The sequence below is a fragment of the Aureimonas altamirensis genome, from assembly GCF_023702225.1.
In the GTDB taxonomy this organism is placed as follows: Bacteria; Pseudomonadota; Alphaproteobacteria; order Rhizobiales; family Rhizobiaceae; genus Aureimonas; species Aureimonas altamirensis_B.
On sequence record NZ_JAMQCO010000001.1, the window covers coordinates 518,008 to 532,252 of the forward strand.

The 14,245-nt window shown below is 66.3% G+C and carries 15 protein-coding genes; 9 read left to right on the top strand and 6 right to left on the bottom strand.

All coding sequences use genetic code 11. The annotated features are described in order from the left end of the window. The first annotated feature begins 38 nt into the window (after positions 1 to 38). Complete coding sequence (locus NDN16_RS02545; protein ID WP_251112030.1) at positions 39 to 1,010, top strand: esterase-like activity of phytase family protein; 972 nt, start codon at positions 39 to 41, stop codon at positions 1,008 to 1,010. Here NDN16_RS02545 and NDN16_RS02550 read toward each other — a convergent pair. Both NDN16_RS02550 and rpmB read right to left on the bottom strand, forming a co-directional pair. Continuing rightward, positions 980 to 1,675 (bottom strand): queuosine precursor transporter, encoded by a 696-nt coding sequence (locus NDN16_RS02550; RefSeq protein WP_251112031.1) that lies wholly within the window; start codon positions 1,673 to 1,675, stop codon positions 980 to 982. The two genes, NDN16_RS02545 and NDN16_RS02550, sit on opposite strands and share 31 nt — an antisense overlap. A gap of 128 nt (positions 1,676 to 1,803) precedes the next feature. Further along, complete coding sequence (gene rpmB / locus NDN16_RS02555; RefSeq protein WP_251112032.1) at positions 1,804 to 2,103, bottom strand: 50S ribosomal protein L28; 300 nt, start codon at positions 2,101 to 2,103, stop codon at positions 1,804 to 1,806. 250 nt (positions 2,104 to 2,353) lie between these two features. Here rpmB and NDN16_RS02560 point away from each other — a divergent pair, with 250 nt between their 5' ends. Further along, positions 2,354 to 3,130, top strand: coding sequence for a DUF3108 domain-containing protein (locus NDN16_RS02560; protein WP_251112033.1), 777 nt, complete (start codon positions 2,354 to 2,356; stop codon positions 3,128 to 3,130). A 12-nt stretch (positions 3,131 to 3,142) separates the two neighbouring features. Here NDN16_RS02560 and gloB read toward each other — a convergent pair whose 3' ends face one another. Continuing rightward, positions 3,143 to 3,913 (bottom strand): hydroxyacylglutathione hydrolase, encoded by a 771-nt coding sequence (gloB, locus tag NDN16_RS02565; protein ID WP_251112034.1) that lies wholly within the window; start codon positions 3,911 to 3,913, stop codon positions 3,143 to 3,145. Positions 3,914 to 3,970: 57 nt separating this feature from the next. Between gloB and NDN16_RS02570 the strand changes: the two genes are divergently transcribed. Beyond that, the gene (locus tag NDN16_RS02570; RefSeq protein ID WP_353050184.1) at positions 3,971 to 4,807 is read left to right on the top strand and encodes a class I SAM-dependent methyltransferase; all 837 of its coding nucleotides are present in this window, start codon (positions 3,971 to 3,973) and stop codon (positions 4,805 to 4,807) included. A gap of 65 nt (positions 4,808 to 4,872) precedes the next feature. After that, positions 4,873 to 5,856, top strand: coding sequence for an aldo/keto reductase (locus tag NDN16_RS02575; protein WP_251112035.1), 984 nt, complete (start codon positions 4,873 to 4,875; stop codon positions 5,854 to 5,856). Positions 5,857 to 5,875: 19 nt separating this feature from the next. Here NDN16_RS02575 and metW read toward each other — a convergent pair whose 3' ends face one another. Both metW and metX read right to left on the bottom strand, forming a co-directional pair. Further along, positions 5,876 to 6,538, bottom strand: coding sequence for a methionine biosynthesis protein MetW (gene metW, locus NDN16_RS02580; protein WP_251112036.1), 663 nt, complete (start codon positions 6,536 to 6,538; stop codon positions 5,876 to 5,878). Beyond that, positions 6,535 to 7,725, bottom strand: a complete 1,191-nt coding sequence (metX, locus tag NDN16_RS02585) for a homoserine O-acetyltransferase MetX (RefSeq protein ID WP_251112037.1) — start codon at positions 7,723 to 7,725, stop codon at positions 6,535 to 6,537. The genes metW and metX overlap by 4 nt, the downstream gene beginning before the upstream one ends. 136 nt (positions 7,726 to 7,861) lie before the next feature. On the opposite strand from metX, the gene pheA reads away from it, so the two are divergent. The 4 genes from pheA to NDN16_RS02605 are packed head-to-tail and all read left to right on the top strand — an operon-like array spanning position 7,862 to position 11,947. Beyond that, positions 7,862 to 8,632 (top strand): chorismate mutase, encoded by a 771-nt coding sequence (gene pheA / locus NDN16_RS02590; protein WP_251112038.1) that lies wholly within the window; start codon positions 7,862 to 7,864, stop codon positions 8,630 to 8,632. 27 nt (positions 8,633 to 8,659) lie between these two features. Next, on the top strand, positions 8,660 to 9,763 hold the full coding sequence (gene hisC, locus NDN16_RS02595; RefSeq protein ID WP_251112039.1) for a histidinol-phosphate transaminase: 1,104 nt from the start codon (positions 8,660 to 8,662) through the stop codon (positions 9,761 to 9,763). Continuing rightward, positions 9,760 to 10,725 (top strand): prephenate/arogenate dehydrogenase family protein, encoded by a 966-nt coding sequence (locus NDN16_RS02600; protein ID WP_251112040.1) that lies wholly within the window; start codon positions 9,760 to 9,762, stop codon positions 10,723 to 10,725. The genes hisC and NDN16_RS02600 overlap by 4 nt, the downstream gene beginning before the upstream one ends. 28 nt (positions 10,726 to 10,753) lie before the next feature. Beyond that, positions 10,754 to 11,947 carry an MFS transporter gene (locus tag NDN16_RS02605; RefSeq protein ID WP_251112041.1) on the top strand — a complete coding sequence of 398 codons (1,194 nt, stop codon included), beginning with the start codon at positions 10,754 to 10,756 and terminating at the stop codon, positions 11,945 to 11,947. 3 nt (positions 11,948 to 11,950) lie between these two features. Here the strand turns inward: NDN16_RS02605 and NDN16_RS02610 are convergent, their stop codons facing one another. Continuing rightward, positions 11,951 to 13,021: an NAD/NADP-dependent octopine/nopaline dehydrogenase family protein gene (locus NDN16_RS02610; protein WP_251112042.1), complete on the bottom strand. Its 1,071-nt coding sequence runs from the start codon at positions 13,019 to 13,021 to the stop codon at positions 11,951 to 11,953. Between the two features lie 114 nt (positions 13,022 to 13,135). Here NDN16_RS02610 and NDN16_RS02615 point away from each other — a divergent pair, with 114 nt between their 5' ends. Then, positions 13,136 to 14,242, top strand: a complete 1,107-nt coding sequence (locus NDN16_RS02615) for an extracellular solute-binding protein (protein WP_251112043.1) — start codon at positions 13,136 to 13,138, stop codon at positions 14,240 to 14,242. Positions 14,243 to 14,245: the final 3 nt, after the last annotated feature.

Below are 14,245 nucleotides of genomic sequence, written 5' to 3' on the forward strand. Positions count from 1 at the left end.
CAAGGCGAATTTATTGCCGGCTTGTCTGTTGCTGGCTCGTGCTAGCCTTTGCCACGGCCGCGCAGGCGCAAACGCCCGTCACTCTGACCCCCATCGCCATCGAATCCTTCCAGCCCGGCAAGGCGACGACGCGCTTCGGTGCGCTTAAGTATCGCGGCGGCTTCAGCTTCCGCCCTTCCGAGCGGCGCCTGCAGGGTATTTCGGGCTGGCGGTTCACCGACGCTGCCGGCGGACGCTTCCTTGCCGTGACCGATACGGGCCTGTGGTTTTCCGGAACCATCCTTCGGGACCGGTCGGGCGCGCCCATCGGCATCGCCGACGGGCGGATCGCCCCCATCCTCGACGGCAGCGGCAGGCCGCAGCCACGCAAGGGCGATGCCGATGCCGAAGGGTTGACGATCACAGAGGGCCGGGTGCTCATATCCTTCGAGCGGGATCATCGCGTCGTCGCCTACGACGCCGCCGGCCCGTTGCGGGGCGCGGCACTGGCCGAGCTCGATTTCCATATCCCCCGGCGCGAGCTTCGTCGCAACCAGGGGCTGGAGGCCATCGCCACGGCGCCGGACGGCCGAACCATCGTCGTCAGCGAGCAATCCATCGATGCACGCGGCAATCTCTACGCCGCGGTGCTCGGCCCCGCCGGCGGTGTCTTCACGGTCGCAAGAAACCCGCCATGGCATGTCACCGATGCGGCTTTCCTGCCAGGGGGCGATCTCGTGCTGCTGGAACGCCGCTATGAAGGCTTCGGACGCATCGGCATGCGGCTCCGCTGGATCGATGGCGGCTCCATCGCCCCCGGCGCCCTGGTGGACGGCGACATCCTGATGGAGGCCGACGGCAGCTTCGAAATCGACAACATGGAAGCCCTGGACATCTTCCGCGACCCGCAGGGCGATATCGTCTTCGCCATCGCGTCCGACGACAACGGCTCGTTCTTCCAGCGAAATCTCTACCTTGAGTTTCGCCTTCTCGGCGACGGTCAGATGCGCGCGCCCGGGGCTTCCCGGTAGGGCAGAACCATGTTGATCACCACCCGGTAGGGCACCAGGCCGAACACCGCCACCGCCAGCTTGACCGCGAAATCCCCCAATGCCCAGGACATCCATCGCGGCGCCTCGGTGCCGTTGAATATCCCCAAAAGCGGCGCTCCTTCCAGCGCAAAGGCGTCGTTCGGGCCGAGGGCCACGAAGACCGGCGCGAAGGCGATGGAAAAGAAAAGCAGCGTATCGATGATGGTGCCGGCGATGCCGGAGGCCATGGGCGCCTTCCACCAGCTCTTGCGGCGCAGGCGATTGAACACGAGGATATCCACCAGCTGCGCCGCCAGGAAGGCAAGGCCGCTGGCAAGCGCGATCCGCACCAGGCGTCCCGCTTCCAGCCCGAAGGGGACAAGCCCAAGTTGGAACAGCAGCGGCGGCAGCACGATCGACGCGGCGATGGCCGTCGCGAACCCGCCATAGACGACCCGGCGCGCCATCATCGGCCCGTAGAGACGATTGTTGATGTCGGTGACGATGAAGGCGAAGGGGTAGACGAAGGCACCCCAGGTCAGGATGTCGCCCAGCGACAACGCTCCGACCGTGCCCTGCACCGGGAACTGGACCGCGATGTTGGAGGCCAGGACGATCAGCGTCATGGCCAGTACGGGAAGGACGTAATGACGGGGCAGCGACATGCGCGTGTTCCATTTTTTTAGGCTGGGGTATGGCACCAGCGTTTCAGGGAATATCCGCACGCGAAAAGGCCCCGCCGCCGGCGAGGCCCATTGGTTCAGAACGTCGGCAGGCCCGACGTGAGGCCGATTCAGGCGGTGGCTTGCGCCGACGCGACCTTCTTGGCGACCTGACGCTTCAGCAGCCGGGCGCGCTGCGACAGATCGTCCTCGGAAGCCTTGAGCAGGAAGGCATCGAGGCCGCCGCGATGCTCGACCGAACGCAGCGCGTTGGCGCTGATGCGGAGGCGGTAACGCTGGCCGAGCGAGTCGGAAATCAGCGTGACGCTGCACAGGTTCGGCAGGAAGCGGCGACGCGTCTTGTTGTTCGCGTGGCTGACATTGTTGCCGGACTGGACGGCCTTGCCAGTCAGTTCGCAAGCGCGCGACATAGGATCACCTTTCAAAAGTCCAAGAGCCCCGGCCGGTCGCGCCACCGCGACAGGCGCGGCGCGATCATCAGCCGTTGGGCATGATCGGGATTGGCGGTTCCTATAGTCGGCTTGGCGGGCAAGGTCAAGAACCGGAGGACGATAGCGCCCACGGCGCAAAATCCGCCTCTCCGCCAAGATTGATCCCGTATGCGCGAGCGGTCTGGTATACAGGCTCTCGTACCGCACTCCGTCCAGGTCTTCCGTTCCGATGCCGTTCAAGCGAATCGCCGCCACACTTCTTCTCTGCCTCCTTGCGCTGGCGGGCGGGCCGGCCCGCGCCGAGACGCTGCAGACACGCTACAGCATTTCGATTCTCGGCGTCACGGTCGGCCGGGCCGACTTCACGACCGAATTCGCCGGCAGCCGCTATTCGGTTTCCGGCAATCTCAGATCCGCCGGCCTCGGCGCCCTCGTCTCCAGCACGCAGGGAACCAGCTCGTCCGATGGACAGGTGCGCGCCGACAGGGTGCAGTCCAACCGCTACGCGCTGAACTACACCAGCGACGGCAAGAGCTGGTCGAGCACGGTGCGGATGCGCGGCGGCCGCGTCGTCGGTACCGAGGTATCGCCGCCGCAGCGCAAGACGCATCCGTCCGACTACGTCCCCGTGACGCCCGGCCAGCTCGCCAACGTCGTGGACCCGCTCGCCAGCATGATGATCAAGGCGCGGGCCGACCGCGTCTGCAACCGGACCTTGCCCATCTTCGACGGCTGGTCGCGTCTCGACCTGAAGCTGTCGCCCGGCGGCACCGCCGAATTCGAGGCCGACGGTTTTTCCGGCAAGGCCATGGTATGCAACGCGCGCATCGAGCCCGTCGGCGGATTTCGCCGCAGCTCGTCCGGCCTGCAGTACCTAATGGGCCAGACGATCAGAATCTGGTTCGCGCCCATCGGCGACAGCGGCATCCACGCGCCGGTCTATGTTCGCATCCCCACCAAGATCGGTCCCCTGACGCTGAACGCGTCCACCTTCGCCCGGTCCTGACGCGGAAGGGCGTCAGAACGCATCCTTGCGGCTGCGCAGCGCCGCGAAGACGCTTTCAGGCGGCTGGCCCGAAAGGCCGAGCTCGTCGGCAAGGGCCGCATCGTCGGCGCGCAGGAACGGATTGGTCTTCTTCTCGCGTCCGAGCGGCACGGGCAAGGTGGGCTCTCCGGCGACCCGAAGATGCTCGACCTGCGTTGCGCGCTCGTGCAGCAGAAGGTTCTGCGGATCGACCGACAGGGCAAAGCGCGCGTTGGCGCCCGTATATTCGTGGCCGCAATACAGCATCGTTTCGTCCGGCAAGGCGCGTAGCCGCTTGAGCGACTCCCACAGCATTGGGGCCGTACCCTCCAGCAGCCGGCCACAGCCGAGGGAAAATAACGCGTCTCCGGCGAAGACGGCCGATATTCCGGGCATATGGTAGGAGACGCTCCCCAGCGTATGTCCCGGCGTGTCCAGCACCTCCACAGCGATTGCCCCGATGGCGAAAGTCTCGCCGCCCTCGACCTGCCGGTCGATGCCCGGAATGCGTTCGGCCTCTGCCGCCGGGCCGACGATGGTCGCGCCGAAGCGCGCCTTCAGCGCATCGTTGGCGGCGACATGATCGCCGTGATGGTGCGTCGTCAGGATGTGCGTCAGCGTCCAGCCTTCTTCATCCAGCACCTTCAGGATCGGCGCCTCCTCCGGAGCATCGATGGAAATGGTGGCCCCGCTGTCGGCATCATGCAGCAGCACGCCGAAATTATCGGTGCGGCAGATGAACTGCCTGATTTCAACCGTGCCCATAAAGATTTCCTTCTTGCATGTCGTCCCTGCCAAGCTGAGATAGAATGGAACGACGCCTTGCAAGAGGCGAACGTCCTTTCGGAGGGATGCGCCATCAGCATCACGCAGCAGATGAACGCCGATATCGTGGACCTGCGCGATTTCTATGCCAGCCGGCTGGGCCAGGCGACGGCCCGGGCGATCGGCATGGCAATGGCTCCGCTATGGCAGTCCATTTCGCAGGAGCGCCTGCTCGGCCTCGGCTATACCCTGCCCTATCTCGACCGGCTCTCGGCCGACGCCGACCGCACGCTTGCCTTCATGCCGGCCGCACAGGGCGCCATACGCTGGCCGGCGGCCGGCTCGTCCACCAGCGCCATGGTGGACGAATCCTGCCTGCCGCTGGGCGACGCCTCGGTGGACCGCGTCCTGATGGTGCATGCCCTGGAATTTGCCGAGAACCCGTCGCAACTGCTGTGCGAGGTATGGCGCACCCTGGCGCCCGGCGGGCGGCTGGTGATCGTCATCCCCAATCGCGCCGGGGTCTGGGCCCGTTTCGACCGTACGCCCTTCGGCTCGGGACGCCCCTGGTCGCGGGGGCAGGCACAGCGCCTGCTGCACGGCGCCATGTTCTCGCCCTCCGGCGTCAACCAGGCGCTCTTCTTCCCGCCCTTTCGCCGCGCCGGCTTCGTCAACCTCGCCAATCCGCTCGAGCGGGCCGGCCGCAGGGCATGGCCGCTGTTTGCCGGCGTCTTCATCATCGAGGCGACGAAGCTCGTCTATCGCGGCATCCCCGTAACCCGCAACGAGCGGGCGCGGCTGCGCCTCGTCAAGCCCGTACTGGTGCCCCAGGGCGCCTCGGCACGCCAGGACGGCGCACCGAAAAGCGCGGGCGCCCTGCCCCGCGCATCTTAAACTCGAGCCTGCCGCTCCCCACATTGCGGCTCCCGACGCTGCAACTGGACTTGGGGGACAAGACGATGCAACAGCGCAAACTGGGACCGGACCTTGCCGTTTCGGCCATGGGCCTCGGATGCATGGGCATGTCGGAGTTCTACGGAACGTCCGACGATGCGCAGTCCGTCTCGACCATCCATCGCGCACTCGACCTCGGCGTCACCTTTCTCGACACGGCCGACATGTACGGCGTAGGCCGCAACGAGGAGCTGGTCGGCCGAGCGCTCCGCGGCCGGCGGCACGAGGTGGTGCTGGCGACGAAGTTCGGCAATGTGCGCGGCCCGGCCGGCGAGCGGCTCGGCATCGACGGCCAGCCCGACTATGTCATGGCCGCCTGCGACGCAAGCCTGAAGCGGCTGGGCGTCGAGGTGATCGACCTTTATTACCAGCACCGCGTGGACCCGACCGTTCCCATAGAGGAAACGGTGGGCGCTATGGGCCGGCTGGTGGAGCAAGGCAAGGTCCGCTACCTCGGCCTGTCCGAAGCCGCGCCGCAGACCATCCGCCGCGCCCACGCCGAGCACCCGATCGCCGCCCTGCAGACCGAATACTCCCTCTGGAGCCGCGAGCCGGAACAGGAGATCCTGCCGCTGCTGCGCGAGCTCGGCATCGGTTTCGTGCCCTACTCGCCGCTCGGACGCGGTTTTCTGACAGGCCGTTTCCGCAGCGCGGCCGACCTGCCCGAGGACGACTACCGGCGCAACGCGCCGCGCTTCTCGCCCGAGAATTTCGACCGCAATCTCAAGCTGGTGGATGCGGTGGAGGGCATCGCGCGCCGCAAGGGGGTCAAGGCCTCGCAGATCGCACTGGCATGGGTCATGGCGCAGGGCGAGGACGTCGTGCCGATACCCGGCACGCGCCGCATCCCCTATCTGGAAGAGAATGTCGATGCGGCATCCATCGTGCTCACGCGCGAGGAGATGGAGGAGATCGACGACATCTTCCCCGCCGACGCCGCTTCCGGAGCGCGCTATGCCGACGCCGGCATGAAGACGGTCAACCTCTGAAGGCGGAAGACCCTGCGGCCTACTTGCCCCGGCGCTTCAGCAGGAACACCGCCTGCTGGCCGAACAGGTTCCAGAAGGCCCATGGCAGGCGCATGCCCATGCGCTGCCCGGTGGAGTCGAGGGCTATGGCCGACTCCACCTCCGCATCCACCTCGCGCGTCAGATCGACGAAGTCGCGGATGGTGCAGAAATGAATGTTCGGGGTGTCGTACCAGCTATAGGCGAGGTTGCGCGTCACCGGCATGCGCCCCTTGGTCAACAGCGACATGCGCACCGACCAATGGCCGAAATTGGGAAAGGACACGATGGCGCGCCGACCGACCCTGAGAAGTTCGGTCAGCACCGCCTTCGGGTTCTGCGTCGCCTGGATCGTCTGCGACAGGATCACGTAGTCGAAGGCATCGTCCGGATAGTGGACGAGGTCGCGGTCGGCGTCACCCTGGATGACCGAAAGCCCCCGCGCCACCGCCTCGTTGACGCCCTGCTGGCTGATCTCCATGCCGCGCGCGTCCACGCCGCGCTGGCGCTCCAGCAACGCCAGCAGGCTGCCGTCGCCGCAGCCGACATCCAGCACGCGGCCGCCGCGCTGCACGAGGTCCGCGATCAGCGCGAGGTCGACGCGGACATTGGCGTCGGCCGCAACGATCTGGCTCGTCGCCTGGGGTGCTTCCGGCCCGCTCATGACTTTTCCCCGCGCAGGCCCCTGGCCCGCGCGGCGGACGACAGGAACCCGTCGACCGCGGCGTAGAACACGGGCTCGTCCAGAAGGAAGGCGTCGTGGCCCTTGTCCGTCTCCACCTCGACGAAGGAGACCGAGGCGGCGGCGGCGTTCAGGGCGTGCACGACGGCCCGGCTTTCCTCGGTCGGGAAGAGCCAGTCGGACGAGAAGGAAACGAGGCAGAAGCGGGTGCGCGTACGGGCGAAGGCATCGGCCAGCCGGCCGCCATAATCTGCTGCGATGTCGAAATAATCCATGGCGCGGGTCAGGTAGAGATAGGCATTGGCATCGAACCGGTCGACGAAGCTGGTGCCCTGATGGCGCAGATAGCTTTCGATCTGGAAGTCCGCCTCGAAGCCGAAGCCGAGCGACTCCCTGTCCTGCAGGTTGCGACCGAACTTGCGCTGCAGCGCCGCTTCGGAAAGGTAGGTCACATGCGCAGCCATGCGCGCCACGGCCAGCCCCTTGTGCGGCCGTACGCCCCCCTCGATATAGCGCCCGCTTTGCCAGTCCGGATCGGCCATCACGGCCTGCCGCCCGACCTCGTGGAAGGCGATGTTCTGCGAAGAATGGCGTGCGCCCGTGGCGATGGGCAGCGCACAGAAGACCCGCTCCGGGTAGGCCACCGTCCATTGCAGGCATTGCATGCCGCCCATGGAGCCGCCGATGACGGCGAAAAGCTGGTCGATGCCCAGCCGGTCGATCAGCATCGCCTGGGCGCGCACCATGTCGGCGATGGTCAGCACGGGCAGGTCGAGCGCATAGGGCAGGCCCGTGGCCGGGTCGATGCTGGCAGGCCCGGTGGAGCCCATGCAGGAGCCGATGACGTTGGAACAGACGACGAAGTAGCGGTCCGTGTCGATGGGCTTGCCGGGCCCGATCAGCGAAGACCACCATCCCGGCTTTCCGGTCACCGGGTTGCGGCTCGCGGCGTACTGGTCGCCCGTCAGCGCGTGGCAGACATAGATGGCGTTCGACTTGTCGGCGTTGAGCTGCCCCCACGTCTCGTAGGCGACGTCGAAGGGCGACAGCACCTGCCCGGCATCGAGCGCCAGCGGCTGGTCGGCCCCGAAATGCGCGATCTTGCTGGAGGGCTGGCGCGCTTCCCGCAGGCTGAGGCCGGCCACCTCTGTCGTGGAGGGAGCGTTCATTGCATGTCGTACCCGACTGATTCAGGCCTCTCTGCTACCGACATGGCCCCGATAGATCAACGCTTCTTTGCAACCGCTGCGGCAGCTGTGTAGGACTTTCGCGACACCAAAGGCGACTGGCGGGGGTACGGCAGACATGACGAACGGGCAGGCCGGCGACGCGACGAGGCTTTCGGAACTGAGGGCCAAGATCGACGCCATAGACGAATCGATCCACCATCTCCTGATGCAGCGGGCAACCGTGATCGACGAGCTGATCGCCGCCAAGGGCACGCAGCGAAACGGCGCGGCCTTCCGCCCCGGCCGCGAGGCGGACATGATGCGCCGCCTGGTGGCCCGGCATCGCGGCCATTTGCCGATCACCGCAGTCGAGCATCTCTGGCGCGAGATCATCTCCACCTTCACGGCGCTGCAGGCGCCCTTCGAGGTTGCCGTATCGACGGCCGGCGACGTCGCCGCCGCCGTCGATACGGCACGCTTCACCTGCGGGTTCTCGGTGCCCATGCATCTCGTGGACGATGCGGACGCCGTCATAGACCGCGTCGAGAAGGGCGACGACTGGCTCGGCATCGTCATGCTCAAGGAGGCTTCCGGCCCTTGGTGGCGCCGGCTCGGCCGCGCATCCATCGTCGCGCGCCTTCCCTTCATCGGGCAGGACGGCCGGCCCGCCGGCGAACCCGCCCTCGTGCTGGCGCCGCCGCTGGCCGACCCGGTCCCCTTCGAGGTCGAGTGTCATGTGATCGACGGCGAGGACATCGAACTGGCGGAGGGTTTCACCGTTCTGGCCCGTGCCGAAGGCAGTCGCCTTGTGGCCGGTCCGCGCGGAGTGCCGCCGGTTTCCGGCGAGCGCCCGGAAACGCTCGACATTCGGCCGGTCGGGGGCTATGCCGCTCCCTTGCGGGCGTAGCGTACGCGGCGATGTGAGGATAAGACGATGCAGGGCCTGACGAAGGCGCCGGCGCCACGGCCGGGAGTGTTGGACATCGAAGCCTATGTGCCCGGCAAGAGCCACGCGCCGGCCGGTGTCCGCCTGCACAAGCTGTCGTCCAACGAAACGCCGCTCGGCCCCTCCCCCGACGTCGCCGCCGCGATCGCCGAGGCAAGCCGCCACCTGGAATTGTACCCGGATCCGCAGGCCGGCGCATTGAAGGCGGCGCTCGCCGAGCGCTATGGCCTGAACCCGCAGCGCATCGTCTGCGGCAACGGCTCGGACGAGGTGCTGAGCCTTCTCGCGCAGACCTATCTGCACGATGGGGACGAAGGCATATACACCGAGCATGGCTTCCTTCTGCACCGGACGGCCATCATGGCCACCGGGGCAACGGCCGTCATGGCCCCCGAGCGCGATGCCCATGTCGACGTGGATGCGATCCTCGAACGCGTCACGTCCAGGACGCGCATGGTCTACATCGCCAATCCCGGCAACCCGACGGGCACCTATGTGCCCTTCGACGAGATTCGCCGCCTGCATGCCGGCCTGCCGGCCGACTGCGTGCTGGTGCTGGACGCGGCCTATGCCGAGTATGTCCGCCGCAACGACTACGAGGCCGGGATCGAGCTGGTGTCGAGCGCCGACAATGTGGTGATGACGCGCACCTTCTCGAAGATCCATGGCCTCGCCTCGCTGCGCGTCGGCTGGATGTACGTGCCCGAGGGCATTGCCGATGCCGTCGAGCGCATTCGCGGCCCCTTCAACCTCAACGCGCTCGGCATCGCCGCCGCCGCCGCGGCCATCCGCGACCGCGCCCATGTCGAGCGTACGGTTGCGCACAATAACGGCTGGATCGTGCGGCTGACGGAAGCCTTGGAAGCGCTCGGCCTTCGCGTCAGCCCCAGCGTGACCAACTTCGTGCTGATCCACTTTCCGCAAGCGCCGGGAAAGGGCGCGGCGGAGGCGGACGCCTTCCTGACCCAGCGCGGCTATATCCTGCGCCGTGTCGGGGGATACGGGTTTCCCAATGCGCTTCGCATGACGATCGGCAGTGATGAGGCCAATGATGGCGTCGTGGCGGCGTTGAGCGAGTTTCTGGGACGATGAGCGAACCTCTGTTCGAGCGCGTCGCGCTGATCGGCATCGGGCTGATCGGCTCTTCCATCGCCATCAACGCCCGGAAGCGCGGGCTGGCGCGGCATGTGGCCATCGCCACGCGCCGTCCGGAAACGCTGGCGCGCGCCGAGCAGCTCGCCCTCGGCGACAGCTACCATGCCGACTTCGCCGAAGCGGTGTCGGGTGCGGACCTGGTCATTCTCTGCGTACCGGTCGGCGCTTGCGGAGCGGTGTCCGCGCTCATCGCGCCGAGCCTTGCCAAGGGCGCCATCGTCAGCGATGTCGGCTCCGTGAAGGGCTCGGTCGTGGAAGCGATGCGCCCCAACCTGCCGTCGCATGTGCATTTCGTACCGGGGCATCCGATCGCGGGGACGGAGCAGTCCGGCCCGGATGCCGGCTTCCTCGAACTGTTCGAGAATCGCTGGACGATCCTGACCCCGGTCGATGGCGCGGACGATGCGGCGGTGCAGCGGCTGCGCGCCTTCTGGGAAGGCATGGGCTCCATGGTGGAGACCATGACGCCCGAGCATCACGACCTGGTGCTCGCCATCGTCAGTCACGTACCCCACCTGATCGCGTTCAACATCGTCGGCACGGCGGCGGACCTGGAAACGGTGACGCAATCCGAAGTCATCAAGTTCTCGGCCTCCGGCTTCCGCGATTTCACCCGCATCGCGGCTTCGGACCCGACGATGTGGCGCGACGTCTTCCTGACCAACCGCGACGCGGTGCTGGAGATGCTGGCGCGGTTTTCAGAAGATCTCGCAACCCTGCAGCGCGCCATCCGCTGGGGAGACGGCGACGCCCTCTTCGATCTCTTCACCCGCACGCGCGCCATCCGGCGATCGATCATCGCGGCCGGACAGGATACGGCCGACGCCGATTTCGGCCGCCAGCCGCACCGGCGCGACAGCTGGAACGAGGCTGCGGAGGCGGATAAGAAGATTCGCTGACCGGCGTGCGGTCGGCGGGGAGGAAGCAATGACGACGACAGCCGGAATCAAGGGCACTACGCAGACATTACCCATCATCGTGGCGGTCAGCCTCTGCCACATGCTCAACGACATCATGCAATCGCTGCTCCCGGCGATCTATCCGCTGCTGAAGGTCGAGTTCGACCTGACCTTCGCGCAGATCGGCTTTTTGACGCTCGCCTTCCAGATCACCGCCTCGCTGCTGCAGCCGGCCGTCGGCATCATCACCGACAAGCGCCCGATGCCATACTCCCTGCCCTTCGGCATGGCATCGACGCTGATCGGCCTGATCCTGCTGTCGCAGGCGCACAGCTATCCGATGCTGGTGTTCGGCGCCTGCCTGATCGGCTTCGGCTCGGCCATCTTCCATCCCGAGGCTTCGCGCGTCGCGCGCCTGGCCTCGGGCGGGCGGTTCGGCTTTGCGCAGTCCTTCTTCCAGGTCGGCGGCAATGCCGGCTCTGCGGCCGGCCCGCTGCTTGCCGCCTTCATCGTGGTGCCGAACGGCCAGAAGAGCGTCGCGCTGTTCGCCATCGTGGCGCTGCTGGGCATGCTGATCCTGTCATGGACGGCGCGCTGGTACGCCGCGCAGCAAAGGGCCATGCGCGGCCGCCCTGCCGTATCCCAGGCGCTGCCGCTGCCGCGCGGCACGGTGGTGATGGCCATCGTCATCCTGGTCGCGCTGACGCTGGTCAAGAATGTCTACATGGCAAGCTTCTCCAGCTATTTCACCTTCTACGTCATCGACCGCTTCGGCCTCGGTATCCAGAGCGCGCAGTTGATGCTGTTCCTGTTCCTGGCTTCGGCGGCGGTGGGCACGCTGGTCGGCGGTCCCTTCGGCGACCGGTTCGGCGCGCGCTTCGTGATCTGGTTCTCGATCCTCGGCGTCATCCCCTTCGCGCTGCTGCTGCCCTATGCCAACCTGTTCTTCACGGGGGTCCTGGCCGCCATCATCGGCCTCGTGCTGGCCTCGGCGTTCCCGGCCATCGTGGTCTTTGCGCAGGAGTTGTTGCCCGGCCGCATCGGCTTCGTGGCCGGGCTGTTCTTCGGCTTCGCCTTCGGCGCAGGCGGGCTGGGTGCGGCCCTGCTCGGCGGGCTGGCGGACAGCCGGGGCATCGACACGGTCTATGCCCTGACGTCCTACCTGCCGCTGCTGGGCCTCATCACCATCCTGCTGCCGAATGTGGATCGGCCGGCGGACTGACCGTCAATAGCCGGTTCGCGCCAGGGCCTCCAGCCGGTCGCGATCCAGCGCCGCGAAGTCCAGCGCCGGCAGCAGGTCGTTGTCGGCGGTCAGGTCGCGCCCGGCCGCTGCCGAAAAGATGGCGATCCCGGCTTCATGCAGCGTCGCCGGCCGTCCGACCACGCGGCCGAGGAGTGCGGTCGGATACAGGCCGAAAGGCACATCTTCATAGATGTAGCGGCTATCCATAGTGGAGGGGCCGGGCGTCACATGGCCGTTGCGGAACATCTCCTGATTCATGGTCGAAACGTCGTTTTCCGGCACATGGAACGACAGGGAGAAATGCTGCCGCACGGTGCGCACCGACAGGCCGAAGCTTTCGGCGATGGCCAGCCGCTCCGCATCGAGCGCCTCGATGAAGCGGCCGACCGCCGGCGTGACATGCTCTGCCTGCCCCCAGGTTTCGCCCTTTTCCATGCGCGTCAGGTTGAGCAGCGCGATGCCCAGGTGATTCTGCGGGTTCAGGTTGGACAGTGCGATGGCCATCAACCCGTCACGCGGCACGAAGCGGTCGCCGAACAACGCCGTCAGGAACCGGATCGCCGAATCACCATTCCAGGCGCCGAGCGTCGCGTAGTCGATCTTCTTGCGCAGCGTCGAGACATTCACCGCCTCGTCGCCTGCCATCCGGCCGGTCGTCAATGTCGTGCCCCAGACGATCATCGGCGCCGATGCGCCACGCGCGGCAAGGAGCCGCGACAGATACAGCGCGCCGAACGAGGCATGCGAACTGAAGATGATGGGTTGGCCGTGGTCGAGATGGGGCGCCACGGCATCCAGAACCATGCGATGGCCATTGGCCGGCAACGCAACCAGTACAGCGTCCTTTCCGGATACGGCCTCTGCGACATCCGACGCCACGGATACCGAAAATGTGCCCTCCACGCCGCCCTTCGCGGTCAACGGGGCGCCTTCGCCCAATCGGCCCAGGCGCCGGCCCGAGGGCGACCAGATGGTGGGCTCGTGGCCGTTCTGCGCAAGATAGGCCGCCGTCCCGCTGGCGATCGCGCCCGCACCCAGAATTCCGATCTTCATGATTAACCCTTAATGGCGTTTTTGACATGGCTGCCCATTGCTGGGTGCACATTGTGCAACTAAAGGTTTGTGCATAATCTGAGCAACAGGATTTCGATCAGGAGAGATATTGAGATGATTTTCGAGCGGCCGAGCAGGCGCACCACGCTGAAGCTTCTGGGCGGCGCCGCAGGCGTGCTGGCCGCCCCCTACGTGATCCGCCCCCGTCCGTCCTGGGCCCAGTCGAACACGCTGAACATCACCACCTACGACAAGTTCATCCCGCAGGATTTCCTGGACCGGTTCCAGAGCGAAACCGGAATCAACGTGCAGATCCGCCTGACCGACGACCAAGGCAAGCAGTACAATCTGCTGGCGGCAGAGGGCGCCAACCCGACGACCGACATCGTCACCGTTGTCGGCCATCGCTATTCGCAATTCCTGAACAGCAACCTCCTGGCGCCCATCGACACGGGCCGCATCGCGAGCTGGCAGAACCTGATCCCGTCCTATCAGGACGCACCGTGGCTGCGCATCGACGGCTCGATCTGGGGCCTGCCGATCCTCGCCGGCTTCGAGTGCCTTGCGCGCAATACCGACTATGTCGAGGACGTCGACAGCTGGAGCGTGATGTTCGACGAGGAGAACAAGCAGGCGACCTCCTACATCGTCAGCGACTTCCTCTCCATCACCATGAAATATCTGGGCGACGACGGCGATTACGTCACCTATGTCGACAAGCCCGAAGAGGCCCTGGCGGCCACGAACAAGGCGCGCGACTTCCTGATCCAGAACAAGGACAAGGTGCGCCGCTACTACGACGCCGGCTCCGAAGTGCAGCAGATGTTCATCAACGAGGACATCTATGTCGCGCAGGCGTGGTCCGGCCCGATCTCCAAGCTGATCATGGACGGCCATCCGATCGCCCAGTCCGTGCCCAAGGAAGGCACCTACGGCTTCGTCTACACCTTCAACGTGGTGAACAACGCCGCCAATGCCGACAACGCCTACAAATTCCTGGAGGCGATCGCCGCCTCGCCGGAGGTGGGCGCCGCGATGACCCGCCAGTCGGGCTTCACGTCCACTTTCGCCGGCGTCGACACGATCCTCGACGAAAGGGAGCGGGCCGCTTCCGTGCTGCCGCCCGAGCAGGTCGAGCGGATCACCTTCTTCTCGACCGTCAATCGCGACATGAAGAACCAGATGCTCGACCGCGCCGTGGCCGAGATCAAGGCGGCCTGACAT

Excerpts from the sequence above, each read along its gene's own strand:
- NDN16_RS02550 (WP_251112031.1), bottom strand. The coding sequence starts at position 1,675 with ATGTCGCTGCCCCGTCATTACGTCCTTCCCGTACTGGCCATGACGCTG.
- rpmB (WP_251112032.1), bottom strand. The coding sequence starts at position 2,103 with ATGTCGCGCGCTTGCGAACTGACTGGCAAGGCCGTCCAGTCCGGCAAC.
- NDN16_RS02560 (WP_251112033.1), top strand. The coding sequence starts at position 2,354 with ATGCCGTTCAAGCGAATCGCCGCCACACTTCTTCTCTGCCTCCTTGCG.
- gloB (WP_251112034.1), bottom strand. The coding sequence starts at position 3,913 with ATGGGCACGGTTGAAATCAGGCAGTTCATCTGCCGCACCGATAATTTC.
- NDN16_RS02575 (WP_251112035.1), top strand. The coding sequence starts at position 4,873 with ATGCAACAGCGCAAACTGGGACCGGACCTTGCCGTTTCGGCCATGGGC.
- metW (WP_251112036.1), bottom strand. The coding sequence starts at position 6,538 with ATGAGCGGGCCGGAAGCACCCCAGGCGACGAGCCAGATCGTTGCGGCC.
- metX (WP_251112037.1), bottom strand. The coding sequence starts at position 7,725 with ATGAACGCTCCCTCCACGACAGAGGTGGCCGGCCTCAGCCTGCGGGAA.
- pheA (WP_251112038.1), top strand. The coding sequence starts at position 7,862 with ATGACGAACGGGCAGGCCGGCGACGCGACGAGGCTTTCGGAACTGAGG.
- hisC (WP_251112039.1), top strand. The coding sequence starts at position 8,660 with ATGCAGGGCCTGACGAAGGCGCCGGCGCCACGGCCGGGAGTGTTGGAC.
- NDN16_RS02600 (WP_251112040.1), top strand. The coding sequence starts at position 9,760 with ATGAGCGAACCTCTGTTCGAGCGCGTCGCGCTGATCGGCATCGGGCTG.
- NDN16_RS02605 (WP_251112041.1), top strand. The coding sequence starts at position 10,754 with ATGACGACGACAGCCGGAATCAAGGGCACTACGCAGACATTACCCATC.
- NDN16_RS02610 (WP_251112042.1), bottom strand. The coding sequence starts at position 13,021 with ATGAAGATCGGAATTCTGGGTGCGGGCGCGATCGCCAGCGGGACGGCG.
- NDN16_RS02615 (WP_251112043.1), top strand. The coding sequence starts at position 13,136 with ATGATTTTCGAGCGGCCGAGCAGGCGCACCACGCTGAAGCTTCTGGGC.